This is a genomic window from Pseudomonas sp. 910_21, from assembly GCF_052850735.1.
Window position 1 is genome coordinate 69,338 of record NZ_VXCY01000006.1, and the last position, 19,310, is coordinate 88,647.

At 62.0% G+C, this 19,310-nt stretch carries 14 protein-coding genes; 10 read left to right on the forward strand and 4 right to left on the reverse strand.

The genetic code is table 11. The annotated features are described in order from the left end of the window. Positions 1–4 precede the first annotated feature (4 nt). Positions 5–865, reverse strand: coding sequence for an RNA ligase family protein (locus FW796_RS19830; protein WP_346632998.1), 861 nt, complete (start codon positions 863–865; stop codon positions 5–7). A 338-nt stretch (positions 866–1,203) separates the two neighbouring features. On the opposite strand from FW796_RS19830, the gene FW796_RS19835 reads away from it, so the two are divergent. Continuing rightward, positions 1,204–1,863 carry a hypothetical protein gene (locus tag FW796_RS19835; protein ID WP_346632997.1) on the forward strand — a complete coding sequence of 220 codons (660 nt, stop codon included), beginning with the start codon at positions 1,204–1,206 and terminating at the stop codon, positions 1,861–1,863. 72 nt (positions 1,864–1,935) lie between these two features. Here FW796_RS19835 and FW796_RS19840 read toward each other — a convergent pair whose 3' ends face one another. Beyond that, the gene (locus FW796_RS19840) at positions 1,936–3,627 is read right to left on the reverse strand and encodes a SulP family inorganic anion transporter (RefSeq protein ID WP_346632996.1); all 1,692 of its coding nucleotides are present in this window, start codon (positions 3,625–3,627) and stop codon (positions 1,936–1,938) included. A 610-nt stretch (positions 3,628–4,237) separates the two neighbouring features. On the opposite strand from FW796_RS19840, the gene FW796_RS19845 reads away from it, so the two are divergent. From FW796_RS19845 to FW796_RS19885, 9 genes are all read left to right on the forward strand, one after another. Further along, on the forward strand, positions 4,238–6,487 hold the full coding sequence (locus FW796_RS19845) for a type VI secretion system Vgr family protein (RefSeq protein WP_446439858.1): 2,250 nt from the start codon (positions 4,238–4,240) through the stop codon (positions 6,485–6,487). Between the two features lie 11 nt (positions 6,488–6,498). Then, a complete protein-coding gene (locus tag FW796_RS19850; RefSeq protein ID WP_346632994.1) occupies positions 6,499–6,945 on the forward strand; it encodes a DUF6484 domain-containing protein in 447 nt (148 codons plus the stop codon). Positions 6,946–6,959: 14 nt separating this feature from the next. Continuing rightward, positions 6,960–8,072 carry a DUF2169 family type VI secretion system accessory protein gene (locus FW796_RS19855; protein ID WP_346632993.1) on the forward strand — a complete coding sequence of 371 codons (1,113 nt, stop codon included), beginning with the start codon at positions 6,960–6,962 and terminating at the stop codon, positions 8,070–8,072. Beyond that, a complete protein-coding gene (locus FW796_RS19860) occupies positions 8,072–9,112 on the forward strand; it encodes a hypothetical protein (protein WP_446439859.1) in 1,041 nt (346 codons plus the stop codon). The genes FW796_RS19855 and FW796_RS19860 overlap by 1 nt, the downstream gene beginning before the upstream one ends. Beyond that, positions 9,112–10,224: a PAAR-like domain-containing protein gene (locus FW796_RS19865; protein WP_346632991.1), complete on the forward strand. Its 1,113-nt coding sequence runs from the start codon at positions 9,112–9,114 to the stop codon at positions 10,222–10,224. The genes FW796_RS19860 and FW796_RS19865 overlap by 1 nt, the downstream gene beginning before the upstream one ends. A 27-nt stretch (positions 10,225–10,251) precedes the next feature. Next, positions 10,252–11,133 (forward strand): hypothetical protein, encoded by an 882-nt coding sequence (locus FW796_RS19870; protein ID WP_446439860.1) that lies wholly within the window; start codon positions 10,252–10,254, stop codon positions 11,131–11,133. Between the two features lie 24 nt (positions 11,134–11,157). Continuing rightward, positions 11,158–12,408 carry a TIGR02270 family protein gene (locus FW796_RS19875; protein WP_446439861.1) on the forward strand — a complete coding sequence of 417 codons (1,251 nt, stop codon included), beginning with the start codon at positions 11,158–11,160 and terminating at the stop codon, positions 12,406–12,408. 176 nt (positions 12,409–12,584) lie between these two features. Further along, on the forward strand, positions 12,585–13,565 hold the full coding sequence (locus tag FW796_RS19880) for a response regulator (protein WP_446439862.1): 981 nt from the start codon (positions 12,585–12,587) through the stop codon (positions 13,563–13,565). 20 nt (positions 13,566–13,585) lie between these two features. After that, complete coding sequence (locus FW796_RS19885) at positions 13,586–14,503, forward strand: LysR family transcriptional regulator (protein ID WP_236185959.1); 918 nt, start codon at positions 13,586–13,588, stop codon at positions 14,501–14,503. On the opposite strand, the gene FW796_RS19890 is transcribed toward FW796_RS19885, so the two are convergent. Together FW796_RS19890 and FW796_RS19895 are read right to left on the reverse strand one after the other, a co-directional pair. Next, positions 14,500–17,727 carry an ATP-binding protein gene (locus FW796_RS19890; RefSeq protein ID WP_446439973.1) on the reverse strand — a complete coding sequence of 1,076 codons (3,228 nt, stop codon included), beginning with the start codon at positions 17,725–17,727 and terminating at the stop codon, positions 14,500–14,502. The two genes, FW796_RS19885 and FW796_RS19890, sit on opposite strands and share 4 nt — an antisense overlap. A 79-nt stretch (positions 17,728–17,806) precedes the next feature. Continuing rightward, entirely contained in the window at positions 17,807–19,300 is a 1,494-nt protein-coding gene (locus FW796_RS19895) for a TolC family outer membrane protein (RefSeq protein WP_446439863.1), read from the reverse strand. Between the last annotated feature and the right edge of the window lie 10 nt (positions 19,301–19,310).

A 19,310-nucleotide genomic window follows, 5' to 3' on the forward strand; every position in this document is an offset into this window, starting at 1 on the left:
TCCTTCAGTAGCCGTGGCGTGGGCCCTGCCAGTCCATGGACAGGCGCGGTGCATAGAGATCGACGCCGTCGGCCAGTTGATTGGGGATAAAGGGTTGGTTGGCATGGTGCTGGTCGGCATCGAGGATGGCCTGGACAAAGTCCTGGCGTACCCACTTGAGCCGGCCAAGGGTCTGCTGCTCGTCCTCGAGCTTCAGGTACAGGCCCTCCATGCGGCTGGAGCGGTCGCACTGGCGCCAGGCACGGGCCAGGTCGAGGCCTTCGCGGCGCACCACCTGCTCGAATACCTGGCGCCAGTGCGCGGTCTTGGCCAGCGAATCGCCCACCAGCGCTAGCAGCTCGGCATGCCGGCGCGGCGCCGGGCCTTCGTACAGCACAGGCACCGACAGCACCGGCCCACCCTCGAGCAGGCACCGGCGCGCCGCGGTGGAGAGGAACAGCCCTGTGGCGCGATCCCACACATCGAACTCGCAGAAGTAATGTGGCAAGTGGTCGTAGAACACCGAGTGCTTCTTGTGTAGCCACTCGCCATACAGCACGAAGCGATCTTCCAGGCGTTCCAGCAACCAATGCTCGTGGGCCGAGGCCCACTGCTTGAACAGATTGAACTGACGCTCGCGCCCACCGCCGGTGAGGTAGTGACCGCGAGATTGCAGGCGCAACTCGCCGCCTGCGCTAAAGCTGATGCCGGTGTTGGCACCATCGAGTTTTTCTTCCACCACCAGCCACTGTCCGGCCAAAGCGGCATAGCGCATCTGGCCAGTATCAGTGTCGCCATCTTGCAGGCGCGAGCCTTGCAGGTGGGGCGTACGGGGGTATTTGAGCAGTTCCAGGTTGTGCGCGGTGGCACGAATATCCGTGTGCATGGGTTTGTCCTCGAAAAAAGAGAAAAACCAACGACAGGATCAGGCAGGCATGGCAATGAAGCGCCGCCGCGCACAAGCACGGGCAGCCATCAGGCAGGATGGACCGTCGTCGGTATCAGGCGTGTTGGCTGGCGTAGGGCACTGGCTTCACCACTTGGAGAATAGGTTGCAGAGGCTTTAGGGCGCGCATTCAACAGCAGATAGCGGCATCAGGTCAAGCCCCGAAAGGACAAAACCCCAGCGTCCCTGTCTACGCGAAACACCCGAGCTTTTGTCATGAAAAAAACCGCCTGGCGCTCATAGGGTGCAGCCAGTCATAACCCGATAAGGAATCGATCATGAAACTTTCAGGCGTGCTGATGGCTGGAGTCATTGGCCTGGCACTAGCACCTTTGGCCCAGGCTTCGTCCATGGCTGACAGCGAAGAAAAAGCCCAGTTACGCAAACTCTTCTGCGAATCGAAGGGCGGCGCCGATATCACTGCGCTGGGGGAGTTGAAGAAATCCGACGACGTCGGCGCCGTGGTGGTGTGCAAGCTCCCGCCGTCGCCCACCACCGTGGTGGAAAACCAGGCGGCATCGAGCCTTGCCGCGCTGCCATTGACACCTGTCACGGCAACGCTTGCGCCACCGTCCGGGGTCTACAAGCTCGCCCCGGGAGCCAGCAGCGTCAACACTTCATGCTCGGCCAACCTGGCCATCGCCAAATGGGCGGGCTTTCCCAATACCAGCAACGGCAACGCCACCTTGAACTGTCGCGGATACAATGCCGGCGCAGCAGGCGGTACGCTGGGGTGCAAGATCGAATGGACCGGGCCGACCCAGGTTGCCATCGGGGTCACCCCTTACGGCGGCCAGGTGGCGGTGAACTTCAATTGCCAAGCCCTGTACTTCGGCTCCGTCGGCACGGTGATGGATTTCAGCTACGCCGATCCGACTTATCCGCGCATCCGCTACGGCTCAGTCCAGGCCACCAGCAGCATGACCATCACCCAGTGAGGCCTCGCCGGCTCGGCTGAACGTCGCTCCAGCGCCGGCAGGGTCGCTCCCTGCCGGTCACCCTCCTCTGCATCACTGCTTGCCGCGCATGCTGTTGCGCCATATGCGGTAGGTCCTGATCCCCGAACGCACCGAACCGAACAGCAACTGGCTGTCCATTTCCCGGGTCATCCCCGAACGTTCCAGCATCGCCAGGAAAGTACCGCGGGCACGGGCGATTGCGAAGTAGATGCCCTGGGCGGCCAGGGTCTCGCGGATTTCCCGCAGCACCGCGATACCGCTGACATCGATATCGGTCACCGCCTCGGCATCGAACAGCACCACCTCGGGCTGAGTCTCGCGCTGCACGGTGTCCAGCAGACGCATCTTGAAGTAGTCGGCGTTGAAGAACAGGATCGCGTCGTCGAAGCGATACACCACCAGGCCGGGCACCGTGCGGGCTTGCGGGTACTGGCGGATATCCACCTGGCCTTCGATGCCCGGCATCCAGCCCAGCACCGCGTCGGTGGGTTGGTAGATGCTGTACAGCAGGCGCAGGATGGCCAGGGTCACGGCGAACATGATGCCCGGCAGCACCCCCAGTCCCAGCACACTGACGGTGGTCAGCAGGCATAGGCAGAACTCGAAGCGGCTGAGTCGGTAGATTTGCTTCAGAGACTTGACGTCGAGCAGGCCCCAGCCCGCCATCAACAGCACCGCGCCCAGGGCCGGCTGCGGAATCCACGCCATGGGCGCGGTAAAAAACAGCAGAATCAGCGCAATCGCCAGGGCGGCGATGATGCCCACCAGCTGGCTCTTGCCTCCGGCCATGTCATTGACCGCGGTACGCGAATCCGCACCGCTGATGGCAAAGCCCTGGGAGGCTCCGGCCGCCAGGTTGCTCAGGCCCAGGGCGATAAATTCATGGTTGGCGTTGATCGCGTAGCCATGGCGCGCAGCGAAGCTGCGGGCAGTGAGCATGGCGCTGCAGAAGCTCACGGTAGCGATGCCCAGCGCGTCGCGCAGCAGGCTCTTGCTTTCCTCCAGGGTGGTCTTGGGCCAGGACAACTCCGGCATCCCGGCCGGCACATGACCGAGGATCGCCACTCCGAGGCGGTCGAAACCCAATAGCCCGGCCAGCAAGGTGAACAGCGCCACCGTCAGCAGCGCTGCTGGCAGGCGCGGGTAGCGTCGCGGCAGCCAGATCAAAAGGCCCAGGCTGGCCAGGCCAACGACCAGGGTCAGGCCATGGATCTCCCCCAGACGCTGGAGAAAGTCCACCAGCCCCAGAATGAAGCCGTCGCCTTCGATCTTGAAGCCCACCACCTTGCCCATTTGTCCGGCGATCAGGCTCAAACCGATCCCGTTGAGGTAGCCGATGAGGATCGGCCGCGAGAAGAAGCTGGCGATAAAACCCGCCCGGGCAATCCCGGCGGCAATCAGCATCAGGCCCACCAGCACCGTGACGATCATCGACAATTCGACAGTACGCTGCAGGTCGCCCATGGCCAAAGGCGCCACGGCCCCGCCGAGCATGGCGCAAGTGGCGGCATCGGGGCCGACCATCAGTTGCCGCGAGCTGCCGATCAAGGCATAGACGATCATCGGCAGCACACAGGCGTAAAGCCCGTACTGCGGCGGCAGGCCGACAATCTGCGCATAGGCGATGGCGATGGGGATCTGGATAGCCGCCACGGACAACCCGGCCCGCAGGTCGGCGCGCAACCATTCGCGGCGGTAGTGCAACAAGTTGGACAGGCCAGATAGACAGCGGGATAACGACATGCCGGGTCCTTTCGAAATATTCCGTTTTGTTCTTTGGCTGCGCTCTTGTTTGGCAAGGCGACGCGGGGCGTTATTCAAGCGAATCGGGCAACTTAGCGCCATGAGCTGGAGCAGCTTTTGCTTCGATTCACCCAGGTGATTGGCCATGGGCAACCCGCTGAGGCGGAGCTGGTGGTGAGCTTCGGCCGCTATAGATGAACAACCACCCCCATTCATGGGACGCCAAGCCAGCTATAACGGCGCGTTGCCTTGATGACGCGCCACCTCCCGGTGCATGTCGTCGCGCTCGTAGCCAAGCAGCTAATGACCGTCGGTCACCTACCTTGAAACGTCTCGGTGTTCGCTCCATTGGTCGGAGAGTTTCTTGACTAGCATTAAACCGCGCTAAGACTTTAACCGGAATTGTTAGAGGTGATGCCCAAGTGGCTCTGGACAGAAGGTTAATCCGCAGGAAACGGATTGACTCGTACGTTCGCTCTGACCTAGTGCCTATGAGGCCGATATGGAGATCATCTCTGTGGTGGATGTACCGCGATGGATGGACACGATTTCCCCTGACCCCCTCGAGACGGCCGACTGACGCCCGAACACGAGCCAGAGGAAGCCGTTTATGGCAATAACGCAAAACAACCGTTTGGTACAGGTTGACAGTCCCCTCGGCGGCGATGTCCTGTTGCTGCAGAGCATGGAAGGCAGCGAAGAGCTGGGGCGGTTGTTCCACTACGAATTGGACCTCACCTCCGAAAACCGAGCGATCACGTTCGACCAGTTGCTGGGCAAGCCGATGGGCCTGACCCTGGAGCTACACGACGGCAGCAAACGCTATTTCCACGGCATTGTCTGCAGCTGCCGGCAAGTGACCGGCCACGGTCAGTTCGCCGGCTACCGCGTCAGCCTACGGCCCTGGTTCTGGCTGCTCACGCGCACTTCGGACTGCCGGATTTTCCAGAACAAAACGGTGCCGGAGATCATCAAGCAGGTGTTCCGCGACCTCGGGTACTCCGATTTCGAAGACAGCCTGAGCGGCAACTACCGCGAGTGGGAATATTGCGTGCAGTACCGCGAAACCAGCTTTGACTTCGTCAGCCGGTTGATGGAGCACGAAGGCATCTATTACTACTTTCGCCATGAGCAGGCGCGTCATGTACTGGTGTTTGCCGACGCCTATGGCGCCCACTCCACGGTGGCCGACTATGACTCGGTGCCCTTCTTCCCGCCCGATCGGCAAATGCGCGAGCGCGACCATTTCTACGATTGGCAACTTGAGCGGGAAGTCCAACCCGGTTCTCTGGAGCTAAACGACTACGACTTCAAGCGCCCCCGCGCCAGACTAGAGGTGCGCTCCAGTGTGTCGCGCAGTCACAGCAACGGCGACCACCCGCTCTACGACTACCCCGGAGCATACGTACAGAGCAACGATGGCGAGCACTACGCGCGTACCCGCATCGAAGCCATTCACAGCCAGTTCGAGCGCGTGCAGCTACGCGGCCGCGCCCGGGGGCTGGGCTGCGGCCATTTGTTCAAGCTGACCGGCTACGAGCGCGAGGACCAGAACCGCGAATACCTGGTGGTGTTCGCACGCTATCAGATCCGCCAGGAACTCTATGAAAGTGCGCAGTTGGACCTGTCCGAGCAGTTCACCAGCGAGCTGGACTGCATGGATGCCAGCCAGGCCTTCCGCCCTCTCCCCCTGACCCCCATGCCCATTGTTCGCGGGCCGCAGACCGCCGTGGTGGTCGGCCCCGATGGCGAGGAGATTTGGACCGACCAGTATGGCCGGGTCAAAGTGCATTTCTACTGGGACCGCCACGACCAATCCAATGCCAATAGCTCCTGCTGGATGCGCGTGTCCCAGGCCTGGGCCGGCAAAAACTGGGGGGCGGTGCAGATCCCGCGGATCGGTCAGGAAGTGATCGTCAGTTTCATCGAAGGCAACCCGGATCGGCCGATCATCACTGGCCGCGTCTACAACGCCGAACAGACCGTGCCCTACGCGCTACCGGCCAATGCCACTCAGAGCGGGGTGAAAAGCCGTTCGAGCAAGGACGGCTCACCGGCCAATTTCAATGAAATCCGCATGGAGGACAAGAAAGGTGCAGAGCAACTGTTTATCCATGCCGAGAAGAATCAGGACATCGAGGTCGAGAACGACGAGACCCACTGGGTCGGCCACGACCGCAGCAAGACCATCGACAACGACGAGACTGTGCACGTCAAACACGACCGCACCGAAACCGTCGATCACCACGAGACCATCACCATCGGCGTCAACCGCACCGAAAGCGTGGGCAACAACGAGGACATCAGCATTGGCGTCAACCGTACCGAAAGCGTCGGCAGTAACGAGACGATCAGCATAGGCCGCAACCGCACGATCAGCGTCGGCGCCAGCGAAACCGCGACCGTGGCCCTGCAACGCACCCATGCGGTAGGTATCAACGAGACGATCGCCATCGGTGCCGCGCAGGAAGTTGTCATCGGTGCCTTTCAAACGGTGAATGTCGGGGCCTACCAAAACGTCAACGTGGGCCTCTACCAGTCGACCAATGTGGGCGCCGACCGCTCGGTGGACGTCGGAGCCAATCTTTCAACTACGGTAAAAGAAAACGAATCGCGCCAGGTCGGTGCAGGACGCACGACCGATATCGACAAGGACGATGAGCTGACGGTGGGCAAGAACCTTGTCATCGATGCCGGTGACTCGGTGACTATCAAGACCGGCAAAGCCAGCATCGTCATGAAGAAGGACGGCACCATCAGCATCAGCGGCAAGGACATCACCATAGACGGCTCTGGTGCGATCAACATCAAGGCCAACAAGAACGTGGTGATCAAGGGACGCAAGATCCTGCAAAACTAGGAGTAACGCGTATGACGGTTCAATACTCACTGCCCGCGCAGGCCCGCATCGATGGCGTAGTCGTCGGTGTACTGCTCGACCTGCCACAGGCCAGTGCGCCCTTGGTGACCTACCCCGGCTGCCCCGAGCAACAGAGCATCGCCGCCCGCAGCACCACCCTGCTCTCCCCTGAAGACATCGGCAGCCAAGTGGCGCTGATGTTCGAAGATGGCGACCCTTCCCGCCCACTAGTGATCGGCCGCCTGCTGAGCCAGGCCATGGCGCCCGAACCGCTTGCCAGCGTGCAACTGGACGACCAGCGCCTGGAACTGCGCGCCGAACGCGAGATCGTGCTGCGTTGCGGCAAGGCCAGCATCACCCTGACCCGCGCGGGCAAAGTGATCATCCAGGGCGCCTACCTGTCCAGTCGCTCCAGCGGGGTCAACCGCATCAAGGGTGGTTCGGTGCAGATCAACTAGACAGGTAGTCGCCTATGGAACTGCTCAACGCCAGCAAACTGCTTGCTGCCTATACCCAGGGCATGGAGCCCGATGGCCGCGAATCGCTGGTGGTGGTGGCCAAAGGCACGTTTAATCTGCCGCTGGACGGCCGCCCGGCGACCCTCGCCGAGACCCAGCAACCGCTGCTGATGGCCGATACCTTCCTCGGTGAACCCGGTCTCAGCGCCCCGCTGCAGGAAATGGACTTCGCCCCGGTCAAGCCGTTCTGCGATGTGCTGGTGCGCGGCAAGGCCTATGCCCCAGGCGGGCGACCCGTCAGGCAGCTGGCAGCGGGCATTCGCGTCGGTCAGATGAGCAAGGCCTTTTCCGTCCTCGGCCCCCGACAATGGCAATTGGGGCTACTGGGCGTTTCTCCCGGCTTGCCGCAGCCCTTCATCGAGCAGGACATCTCTTATACCCAGGCCTTTGGCGGCAGCCATCCGATAGCGAAAGACTCCGAATTGCGTCACTGCTACCTGGACAATCCGAGCGGTTGTGGCTGGTTCCCAAGCAGCATGGGGAGTGCTGCCATCGTCGGCATGCCGATGCCGAGCACCGAGGAATTGGGCAAGGCGATCGACAGTCCCTCTGGCGACTTCCGTCCTATGGCCCTTGGCCCCATCGGCCGCAGCTGGCCGCAACGTGCTCGCTTCGCTGGAACTTACGACGATGCCTGGCTGGCCGACCGTTTTCCGTTTCTACCGAGTGATTTCGACCGTCGCTACTTTCAGGCAGCCCCTGACGATCAGCAGATTCCTTACCTGCGTGGCGGCGAGGAGGTGTTGCTGCTCAACCTCACACGCCAGGAGCGCGCAGGCTTTCGCATCCCCGAAATGGAGGTGCCGGTGACCTTCTTTCTGAAAAAAGGCGGTCACGAGACTGTGCAAGCGGTGATCGACACCCTGCTGATCGACACAGACGCACTCCAGGTGCAGCTGACCTGGCGTGTCTCCCGTGCGCTACGACACAACATTTTCGAGATCGCTCAGGTGCTGGTCGGCACTATGTCCACAGGCTGGTGGCGCGCTCACGAACTGGGCAAGGATTACTACCCGTCGCTCTCCTCCCTGGTAAAAGCCAAGCACGCCCCCGAGGAGACAGACTGATGACTACTGCACTTTGCATCATCGGTTCCGGCATGGTCAGCGCCGTTGGCCTCAGCGCACCCGCGAGCTGCGCGGCGATCCGCTGCTCTATCGATAACTTCCAGGAAACCCGCTTCATCGACTGCGGCGGCGAATGGCTGATCGCTGCCAGCGTGCCTCTGGAACAGCCCTGGCGTGGGCGCAGCAAGCTGATCAAGATGGCCGCCTGCGCCATCGCCGAGGCGCTGCAAAGCACCCCTAACGTCGACCCGGAAAAGACCCCGCTGCTGCTGGGGGTGGCGGAAGTCGAGCGCCCCGGCCGCCTCGACGGCCTCGATAAGGGGCTGCTGCACGCCATCGAAGCCGAACTGGGCCTGCGCTTTCATCCCAGTTCCAACGTCATCGCCTATGGACGGGTCAGCGCTGCCGTGGCCCTGCTTGATGCGCGTACGCTGATCTACCAGGGCGGCCATCGCCACGTGCTGATTGCCGGCGTCGACTCCTTCTTGAGTGGACCGACGCTGGCCGCTTTCGAAGCACGCGATCGCCTGCTCACTAGCCAGAACTCCAACGGATTTATCCCCGGCGAAGGCGCCGCCGCCGTAGTGCTGGCCGCCCCCGTTGCCAGCGAAGAGCCGCAATTGGCCTGCCTCGGCCTGGGATTCGGCGTGGAGAAGGCCACCGTGGAGTCTGAAGACACTCCCCTGCGCGCCGAAGGTCTGACTCAAGCCATACGTGCTGCCCTGAGCGAAGTCGGCTGTGGCTTGGAGCAAATGGATTATCGGCTCACCGACATCTCCGGCGAGCAGTACTACTTCAAGGAAGCCTCCCTGGCCCTGAGCCGTACCCTGCGGGTGCGCAAGGAGTTCTTCCACCTCTGGCACCCGGCCGACTGCATCGGCGAAGTCGGCGCCGCCATCGGCCCGACGATGCTGGCCGTGGCCTTGGCCGCCAGCCGCAAGGGTTACGGTGACGGCCCGAATATCTTCTGCCACCTCGGCAACGACGCCGGCCAACGCGCCGCCGCCCTGCTCAGCTACCAGACCGTGAGGGCTGCCTGATGGCCAACGAGGTGTATGCCAACAATATGGAGATTTCCTGCAAGGCGGCCGACGGCAAGTCCGTCGCCTGCTTTCCGGATGTCTGCTTCACCCCGCCCGTGGCTCCGCCGACACCGATAGGGGTGCCCATTCCCTACCCCAATACGGGTATGTCCAAGGACACCACCCGGGGCACACGAACGGTCAAGATCACCCGCAAAGAGGTGATGCTCAAGGACAAGAGTTACTTCAAGACAAGTTATGGGGATGAGGCTGGGAATGCCCCCAAGAAGGGGGTCATCACTAGCAAGATCAAGGGGAAGGTGTACTTCACTTCCTGGTCGATGAATGTGAAGTTCGAAGGTCAAAACGTAGTACGGCACCTTGATATCACGACGCATAACCATGCTTCACAGCCAGGTAATACCCCTCCCTGGCCTCACCTTTCCAAGATGTCGCCGAGCACCCAGGGAAAATGCAAAAGGGAGAAAAAAAGAGAAAGAAAATCCTGCCAGGAATACAAACCGTACGGTGAAAAGAATGTGTGTAAAGAGGCCGATCTGAGCGGTGAAATGGTCAATGAAAGCGCTTGGGCCAGCAAAGCAGCGACAAGAGCCAAAGCAAACAAATGCTTGTCGGCTCGCCGCTGTCAGTTAGTACCGTACCGTCCTAAGGACGAAGCAGGTGTAGCTGGATGCTGTCCAGCACAAACACCTGACCATGTCATACCGAAAAGCTCATTTTCTGTAGGAGCGTTCAGTAACAACAAGCGCCAGCCTGGCTGGGAAGAGTATTCGAAAGATTCAGCACCTTGTATGTGCGTTGAGGGCTGGGGGAACACTCATGGGAGTCATGGTGTACGACACAGCGAGCATAAAGCTCTGGGGGTTATCGCTGGGGTCAAGAAAGGCGATATGCGCGAATTCAGTAAAGAGGCCTCCATGGCGGCCCAAAGTACTCGTGGCGCGTTTCCCGAGTCAAACTGTAGCGAACGCTGCCTAACGGCACAGTTGGCCGACGGGCATAAAAAAATGCTACCGCCAAATACCAAGCCCCCTAAAGTAAAACATTCACCAAGCGGAAGAAGTAAGCCGGCGGTATTGAACCGTACCGCGAGAAGACCCTCCCCTTGAGCCACCACCCAATAAACGGATATTCATATGGCTGACGAATGGCTGGAAGATTATTACTATGCTTATGTTGCCGCCGTAGACGCAGAGAAATCTTTTTTCGCTTTTCGGGAAATAGGACTAGATGCCCAGGACGTTTCGCACACGATTTTCCTGGAGTACAACTCTGGAAAGTGGCGAGAAGTTGGCGAGGCGACTTGGGATACCGTTGCCATGACCACCGACCGGTCACAACAAATGCTGGCAATATCCGAAGAGGGTGAAATTGGCGAAGGTTATCTCGGCTCGACCCTCAGCTTGTCAGAAATGGATCCGCCACCGCTAATGCTCAGAGGGATAAGCTCGATAGGCGAATATACCTACATATGCGGAGTGTCCCGAGAGGTGTATGTACGCCATGGATCTTCTGCTTGGCAGCCTATACATGCCCCAAAGCCTACGAGTAAAGACAGTGTTTTTGGCTTCGAAGCACTGGGCGGTTTCTCCAATGATGAAATCTATGCCGCCGGCTGGAAGGGAGAAATATGGCTGCGGGAGCAAGGTAACTGGCGGCAAATCGACAGTCCAACCAACTTTAAAATAACTGCATTGATATGCGCCTCTGATGGTTATTGTTATTTATGTGGCCGCCAAGGCACTTTGCTGCGTGGTAGAGCTGATACATGGGAAATTATCGATCTCGACGAGTTCACCGATGATTTCTGGAGCATTGCTGAACACCAAGGAAAAATATATTTAGCCACCTTGTTCGAAGTATTCGTTCTCGATGAAGATTCTTTGCAGCCAGTCAACTGGAACATGCCGAAGCCCAATACTTGCTACTGTCTATCCGCTAAAAACGGGGCGCTTTGGTCTGTCGGCCAAAAGGATATCTTGGTACATGATGGGCAGCGCTGGAGGAAACTTGCTTAACTCACTATTTCTCAAGACTTTGAAATGTACTCGAATTTGATTCCGCTGATTTTGGATCAACATGTCGAAGAAGCCAGCTTCCTCGCCGTCCTGCGGGACTATGCCTTGGGCGCACCGCACTACGACTTCGACCACCTCAGCCAACTCGACGACCGCATCGACGCCCACCTTGACGGCCTTCGAGTCGCCGGCACCTGCGGCCTGGAAACCCTGCTGGCTCAACTTGGCCCACACGCCATTGGCGAGCTGTTCGCCAGTGTGGTGCTGGCCTTCGAGGCGGGTAACGCACAGGTGTTGTCACGGCTCAGTGAGCATTTGCGAAGTGCCGTAGAAACGGAGAGCGGCTACCTGATGGCCTTGGGTTGGCTCGACTGGAAGTGGGTATCGCCCTGGGTTGATCGCCTGCTCGCCTCCCCCGACCCCCTGTTTCTCCGCCTCGGCCTGGCCGCCTGTGGCATGCACCGCCACGACCCCGGCCCTGCCCTGCTTAGCGGACTTTCCCACGCCGACCCAAGCGTCCTGGCACGTGCCGCCCGCACTGCCGGCGAGCTGCGCCGTCGTGACCTGATGCCGACAATTCGTACCCACCGTCAACACCAGGACACCGCCACGCGCTTTTGGGCCAATTGGGCCACCGCACAGATGGGCGACGAGGAAGCGCTGGAGCCGCTGCGGCAGTTCGCCGAGCAACCGGGCCAGTTCCAGTACCGCGCGCTCTGTGTATTGCTGGCCTGGCAAAGGCGTGAGCACAGCATCGCCTGGATACGCCAGTTGATACAGAACCCTGAGCAGCAACGCGTCGGCATCCAGGCCGTTGGGCTGCTGGGCGATCCGGTCAGCGTGCCCTGGCTGATCCAGCAGATGAGCGACCTGCCTCATGCCCGCGTCGCCGGCGAGGCCTTCAGCCAGATTACTGGGGCTGACCTGGCGTTACTCGATCTGGAATTGCAGGACCTGCCGGATTTCGCTGCAGGACCGAACGACGACCCTGAGGATGCCAATGTGGCCATGGACCCCGATGAGAATCTGCCCTGGCCCGACCCGCAGTTGATCGCAGCCTGGTGGCAGGCCCATGGAGGCGACTTCCAGGCGGGCGTGGGCTATGTGCTGGGGCTGGCGCAGCGCGAAAGCAGTTTTCAGCAAGCGCTTGTCCGGGGCCAGCAACGCCAGCGCATTGCCGCCGCCTACGGCATCGCCCGCTTCCGGCCGACCGAAGTGCTTTTTCCCACCAGCGCACCGGCCTGGCGGCAAAAGCGGTTGTTGTTCGGACGATGAGTAGGCGATTCATTCTCTTCTTTCGTGCCGACCCCCCCTGCAAATGCCCTGCCCCTCCTCCACAGCCAACCGTTCCAACAACAACCCCACGACACAGTGACTGCGGCAGCTGGACGCTAGGTGCCAATAAACCAAATACGCTAGACTGCCGGCCTATTTTGTTCAGGCCCCTCGTCATGCCCGCAGAGCATGTTCCCAAGCCCTATACGCTCCTGGCCATCGACGACGATCCGCAGTCGTTGATCGTGCTGTCGAAAACCCTGACCACCGAATACGAAGTGCTGCTGGCGAAGAACAGCGAGCGTGGCCTGGCCCTGGCTCGCAGTGCCAGCCCCGATCTGATCATTCTCGATATCCTGATGCCGGAGATGGATGGCTTCCAGGTGCTCAGCGAGCTCAAGAGCCATCCAGCGACTGCGGCCATTCCGGTGATTTTCCTGACCTCGCGCAGCAGCGTCGAAGACGAACGCCTGGGGTTGCTGCTGGGCGCCGCCGATTACATCGCCAAGCCGATTTCGCCGCCGGTGGTACTGGCGCGGGTGGCAACGCAACTGGGCTACCGCAACAAACCCCTGCATGGCCTGCAAGCCGTTGCCGGACCCTGCGCCGGCAGCGACATGCGCGACGGTTTTGTCAGTGCATTGTCCCTGCAACTGGCCGGCAATCCGCAGATCCGCCTCCAGGCCCTGCTCGATACCCTGTCGATTCTGCTGCGTAGCAGCCCGAGCCGGCGCGACCCCGCAGCCTTGCGCAGCGCTGCCTGCCTGGCGCTGATGGGCCTCAATCAGCCGGGCAGCCGCATCGATCAGGCCCTGGGCAACAGCAGGCTGCTGATTGAAGAGATTCTTGCCCACGCCGAGCCGGAAGACCCGATCCTCAACCTGGCCTGGAAACTCACCCACGCCGATGCCTTGCTCAAGGGCCCCAGCGAGCTGCACCTCTGCGAGCAGTTGTCCCTGTCGGCCCGTCTGTTCGCCCTGGCGCTGAACTACCACCTGAGCCTGCTCCAGGCCAGCACCGAGGACCTCCACAGTCGACATGCTCAAGCCATGGGCCAGATGTATCGCCAGCCCGGGTTCGAGCAATGCATCGCCGGCGACCCGGAGCTACTGTCGGCGGCCTTGCTGAGTTCGTCACAGAGTTTTCTCGGCCGGTGAACGGATGGTGAGCCTGGCCAATGCCTAACTTCGCAGATCTGGAGCTGTTCATTCTGATCGCCGAGCTGCAGGGCCTGTCCCCTGCCGCTCGTGTCATGTCGATCACCCCGGCTGCCGCCAGCCTGGGGCTCAAGCGCCTGGAAAACCGCCTCGGCGTGCGGCTATTCACCCGCTCCACCCGCACCATGAAACTTACCCCCGAGGGCGCACGCTACCTGGAAAGTGCCCAGCACGCCTTGAAGATCCTGGCCAACGGCAAGCGTTCGCTGCGCCACGATGACGGCATGCTGGAACTCACGGTGTCTTCCGACCTGGGCCGCAACCTGTTGCTGGACATGCTCGCCCGGCTCAAGCAGGAGCGGCCGCGCATGTACATCAAGCTGGCGCTGAGCGACAAGGAAGAGGACCTGCTCAAGGGCCGCTTCGATGCGGCGTTGCGCTACGGCAAGAACCAGGCCCTGGATCTGGTCGAGCTGCCGGTGCTCAAGCAGCATTACTTCATCGCCTGCGCCGCGCCCGATTACCTGGCTGAGCATGGCCAGCCTGAGTCGCCGGAACAGCTGAGCGAGCACGAATGCATCATCTGCCACAGCATTGGCCGCCCGGAGAGCCGCTGGCGTTTCCATGGGGCCGGCAAGGTCGAGGACGTGCCGGTGCAAGGGCATTTTTGCTGTGATGATGGCGATGCGGCGCGGCGCTGGGCCGTGGCCGGCCATGGCGTGGTCAACCTGCCGCTGCTGAATGTGGTCGAGGACCTGCTCGCCGGTCGCCTGCTGCCGCTGCTGCCCGGCTGGCAGTCCGACGCGGCGCCGCTGAATCTGGTGGTATCGCACCGCTCGCAGATCACTTCGTCGTTGCGCGCCTTGCATCAATGCCTGGTCGAGCACTGCACCGACCGTATGGCTCGCTATCAGGCCCTGACCCAGAACACCCGCTAGCCCTCAAAGTCGACAAGCAGGTCATGGGCCTGCTGGAACTCCAACCGGTAGATCCGCTCTTGAATGGCCCGCAGAGGGCCGCACGGGTATTGCTCGTAGAGCTCATCGATCAGCGCCAGGGCCTGGGCATTATGGCTGCGCAGCAGCTTGGCCAGACGCGCCAGCGCCAACACTTGTTCAGCGTCCAGTTCCCGGTGTTGCGGTGCCTGATCCCCGTCCGCCGCCGCTGGCAGGGATGCCAGGCCGGCCAGCACTGGCTCCAGGCACTGCGCCAGCTGCTCGATCAGCGGCCCCAGCTCTGCCGGCCCGGTCGCCTGCTCCTCCAATTGCCCGGCGGCCTCTTGGACCGCCGTGGCACCGATGCTCCCGGCATTGCCCAGTAGGCTGTGGGCCAGAAAGCCGATGGCGGCCAAGTCGCCTGCGGCATGGGCCTGCCACAAGCGCTCGATGACCTGCTGCTGGCTGTCACGAAAGTCGGCCAGGAGTTTGCGGTGCAGGGCCAGGTCCTGGTTCACCACCGCCAGCCCGCGCGCGGTGTCGATTCCTTCATAAGTCGAGTTCAAGACGCTTGTAGCCGGAGGCGCCGGAACTTGCGCTAGCGGCACGTCCGTCGCTTTGATCCAGCGCACCAGGGTCCGATAGAACGCCGCGACCTCCAGGGGCTTGCTCAACAGATCGCTCATGCCGGCCGCCAGCGCCCTGCCCTGCACATCGGTCTGGCTACTGGCGGTCACGGCGATGATCGGCAGCGACTGCAGGTGCGGATAACCGCGAATCTTGCGGGTCGTGCCGAAGCCGTCCATGACCGGCATCTGGCAATCCATCAGCACGGCGTCAAAGCGCCCTTCCTCAAGCAGCAGACGTAGGGCCTCGGCGCCGTTCACCGCCAGCACCACCTGTACCCCGACGCGCTGCAGCAGGCCCTGCAACACTTCCTGGTTGAGCCGGTTGTCCTCGACCACCAGCACCCGCGTCCCCGCCAGCCAGCGTGCCGGGTCATTGATCGCGCCCTGCCCCGCTGCGGCGCCGCTCGATGGCCCGGCAGGCGCGGTGCAGTTTGCCTCAAGCGCTACCGGCGGCAGGCTCAACTGCACGCTGAACTTGAACGTAGCGCCCTGCCCCGGCCGGCTTTTCACCCAGATATCGCCTTGCATCAGTTGCACGATTTTCTTCGAGATGGTCAGCCCCAGGCCGCTGCCGCCGTAACGCCGACTGATGGACCGGTCGGCCTGGACAAAGACATTGAACAAGCGGGCCTGCTGCTCGTCGCTGATGCCCACCCCGGTGTCGGTGACGCTGAAGCACAGCAGGGCCTGCTGATCCCACTGCCGCATCAGGCACACCCCGATACAGACATGGCCGGCCTCGGTGAACTTGATCGAGTTGTCCACCAGGTTGGTCAGCACCTGGGCCAGGCGCAGTGGATCACCGACATAACGGCGCGGCAGTGAAGCGGGAATATCCAGTTGCAGCCGCAGCGCCTTGTCTTGGGCGCGCTGGCGGACCAGCAGCAACACATCGTCCACCAGCTCCCGCAGATCGAAGCCCACTTGCTCCATGCTCAGCTTGCCGGCTTCGATCTTCGACAGATCAAGCACGCCGTTGATGGTGCCCACCAGGTGTTTGGTCGCACGGTCGATCTTTTCGATGTAGTCGCGCTGCACCGGCTCCAGCGGCAAGTCCAGTGCCAGATGAGCCATGCCGATGATTGCGTTGAGCGGCGTGCGGATCTCATGGGACATGCAGTCGAGAAACTCCGACTTGGCCTGGGTCGCCCGCTCGGCATCCCGTCGTGACTGCTGGATTTGCGCTTCCACCGCCTTGCGCTCGCTGATGTCCTGCAGCACCCCGGTGACCCGCGTCGGCGCCCCATTGGCGTCGCGCTGCATGATCTTGCCGATGTCCAGCACCCACAGCCATTGCCCCGCCTTGTTGCGCATGCGGTATTCGGCGCGGTACTCGCCGACTTCATCGTTCAGGTGCGCCTTGAGCCGGGCCATGACCGGCTCGTAGTCGTCCGGATGCACCAGAGCGGTCCAGCGCTCCAGGCCATGGCCGAAAGCCTGTTCCATCTGCTGTTTGCTGTAGCCGAGAATCTGCAGCCAGACATCGTTGTTGATGACCGTTCCCAGGCTGAGGTTCCAGTCCCACAACCCCAGGGCCCCGCTTTGCAGGGCCATGTCCAGACGCTGTTCGCTCTGCTCGATCTGCGCCACGTCGCGCTTGTGCCGCCGGGCATCGGCCAGACGCCGCAGGCCGCCCCATAGCAAGAGCAAGAACACCAGGGCACTCAGCCCCTCGATCAACAGCACCTGTTCCCCCGGCAACAGCGTATCCAGGTCGCCCAGGGTGATCAGGGTCCAAGGACCGCTGGGGTCGTTCCAGTCGAAATCCACCCGGGACAGGCTGTAGCGCCGGCCGTCCAGCCGAACCACCGGCTGATGGGCATCGAAGGGCAAGCGCTCGGGCACCCCGTTGGCAAACGGGTAGTCACTGAACTGGCGACGGATCTCTCCGGTGAAGCGGTTCCAGGGCCAGGCCCGATCGGACTTGAGCACAAAGGCCGGGGAACTGGCGGCCAGTACCACGCCACTGGGTGACAGGATCATCTTCAGGTCGTCGCTGTACGGCTTGCTCAGGCTGGCGTCGAGCCTATCGGCATCAAAACGCGCCACCAGCACCCCGATCACCTTGTCCTGACGCGTACGCGACTCGAAGATCGGCACCGCCATGTAGAACATGCGAGTGCCGGTGGTGGCGCTGATGGCGCCGTAGACACTGCTGCCGCCATTGAGGGCCACCTTGAAGTAGGGGCGGAAGGCCACATTCAGCCCCAGTGGCGTCTGCCCCTGCTGGTCATGGGCCGCCACCACCACCCCGTCGCGGTTGAGGACAAACGCATGGTTGGCGTCCACCACCAGGGACAGGGTCTTGAGGGGAATGGTGGCCCGTTGCATCAGGTCGGCAGAGGGCTTGGGCTCCAGGACGATGCGTTTGAGCGAGGGGTTGTGACGCCCGAGGATCGACAGTGCGCCGATGGCAAAACCGTTGGATTTCCATTGTTCCAGATCCTGGGCTTGCTCCCGGGTCTGCATCTCGATGCTCGCGCGGTAGACGTCTTCGACCTGCACACGGTAGTAGTTGCCCAGCGCCACTGCGGCGCCGACCGCGATCACCACGCCCAGGGCATAACAGCAGCGCCTGTGACTGTCGAAGAAGTCCAAAAAACCGTACAACCGTTTGCCCCTTTGCCTTAAAAAAACCGTGCCCGCCAACCCTTGCCTGGGGCATTGCCAGGCCCTGTCAGCGCTTAGCCAGCCGGCGTGGAAACTCCGGCGGCAGAAAATCGCGGTCCGGATCGTAGTCGGCCTTGAGGTAATCACCAAGCGCCTTGAGGTCCTGGGGCGACAATGTCCCCACCGCTTGCTTGAGCCGCAGGGTGTCGAGAATGTAGTCATAGCGGCTGTTGTTGTACTGGCGCACGGCGTTATAGAGCTGACGCTGCGCCTCCAGTACATCGACGATATTGCGGGTTCCGACCTGAAAGCCCATCTGCGAGGCCAGCACCGCGCCCTGGTTGGAGATGATCGACTGGCGTCGCGCCTGTACCTGGTCGACACCGCTGTTGAGGCCACGATGCAGGTTGCGGGTCTGCTCCACGATTTGACGCCGCAGGCCGTCGTTGAGGTACTCGCGCTGGTTCATCCGCTGGTGGGCTTCGCGCACCTGGGAGCGGGTCTGGCCGCCACTGAACAGCGGAATGTTCAACTGCAGCCCGACTGTGCGCTGCTCGACATTGCCGCCGTAGCCATTGCCACGGATATCGCTGTTGCCGTAACCCAGGGTGTCGTTGTCACCGGTCTGGTAGCGCAGCACCGCGTCCAGGGTCGGCGCGTGCCCGGCCTTGCGTGCGCTCAGGGTCTGCTGCGTCGCCTCCAGGGCAAACTGGCTGGCCTGCAGGGTCAGGTTCTGGCGCACCGCCGTGTCCACCCAGCGCCGGGCGTCGTTGGGTTCGGGCAACAGCACCGGCATGTCGTGGCGCAGCCCCTGGATCGCCTGGTACTGCTGATGCGTCAGGGTGTCCAGGGCTTCGAAGGCATCGTCGGTCTGCTTCTGCGCCACGATGCGGTTGGCCCGCGCCGTGTCATGCCCGGCCTGGGCCTGCAGCACATCGGTACGGTCCGACAGGCCCAGTTGCAAGCCGCGCTCGGCCAGTTGCTGCTGGCGCTTGAGCGCCGCTTCTTCGGCCTTGGCCGCCGCCAGGGCGTCCTGGGCCTTGAGCAGGCCGAAGTAGGCCTGGGCGCTGTCGAACATGAGTTTCTGCTCGGCGGCGGCCAGCTCCAGCTGGGCCTGCTGGTCTTCGGCTTGCGCTGCCTTGAGGCTGAACCAGCGATCGGCGCGGAATATCGGCTGGTTCAGCACCGCCTGATAACTGGTGCCACTGCGCCGGGTGTCCTGCCGCGGCTGCTGCAGGGAGGTGCTGGTGGCATTGAGATCGGCACTGGCGGACAGCGTGGGCAGCAGACCGGCCCTGGCCTGGGGCACCGCCTCGGCGCGGGCCGCCTGATCGGCCTGGGCCGCCGCCAGCTCGCTGTTGTTCTGCCGGGCATCCAGGTACACCCGCCATAGGTCACTGGGCTGGGCCTCGGGCCGGTGTTGTGGCGGATGTTGTGCTGAGTCTTGTAGCGGGTCTTGCCGGTGCAATGGGGCCGCCTGCGCCAGAGACGCCACCAGCAGCGAGACGGCAAGCAGCCAGCCGGCAAGGGCTCGCTGCCGCGAAATCATGGGTTTGCTCATGGTTGGTTCT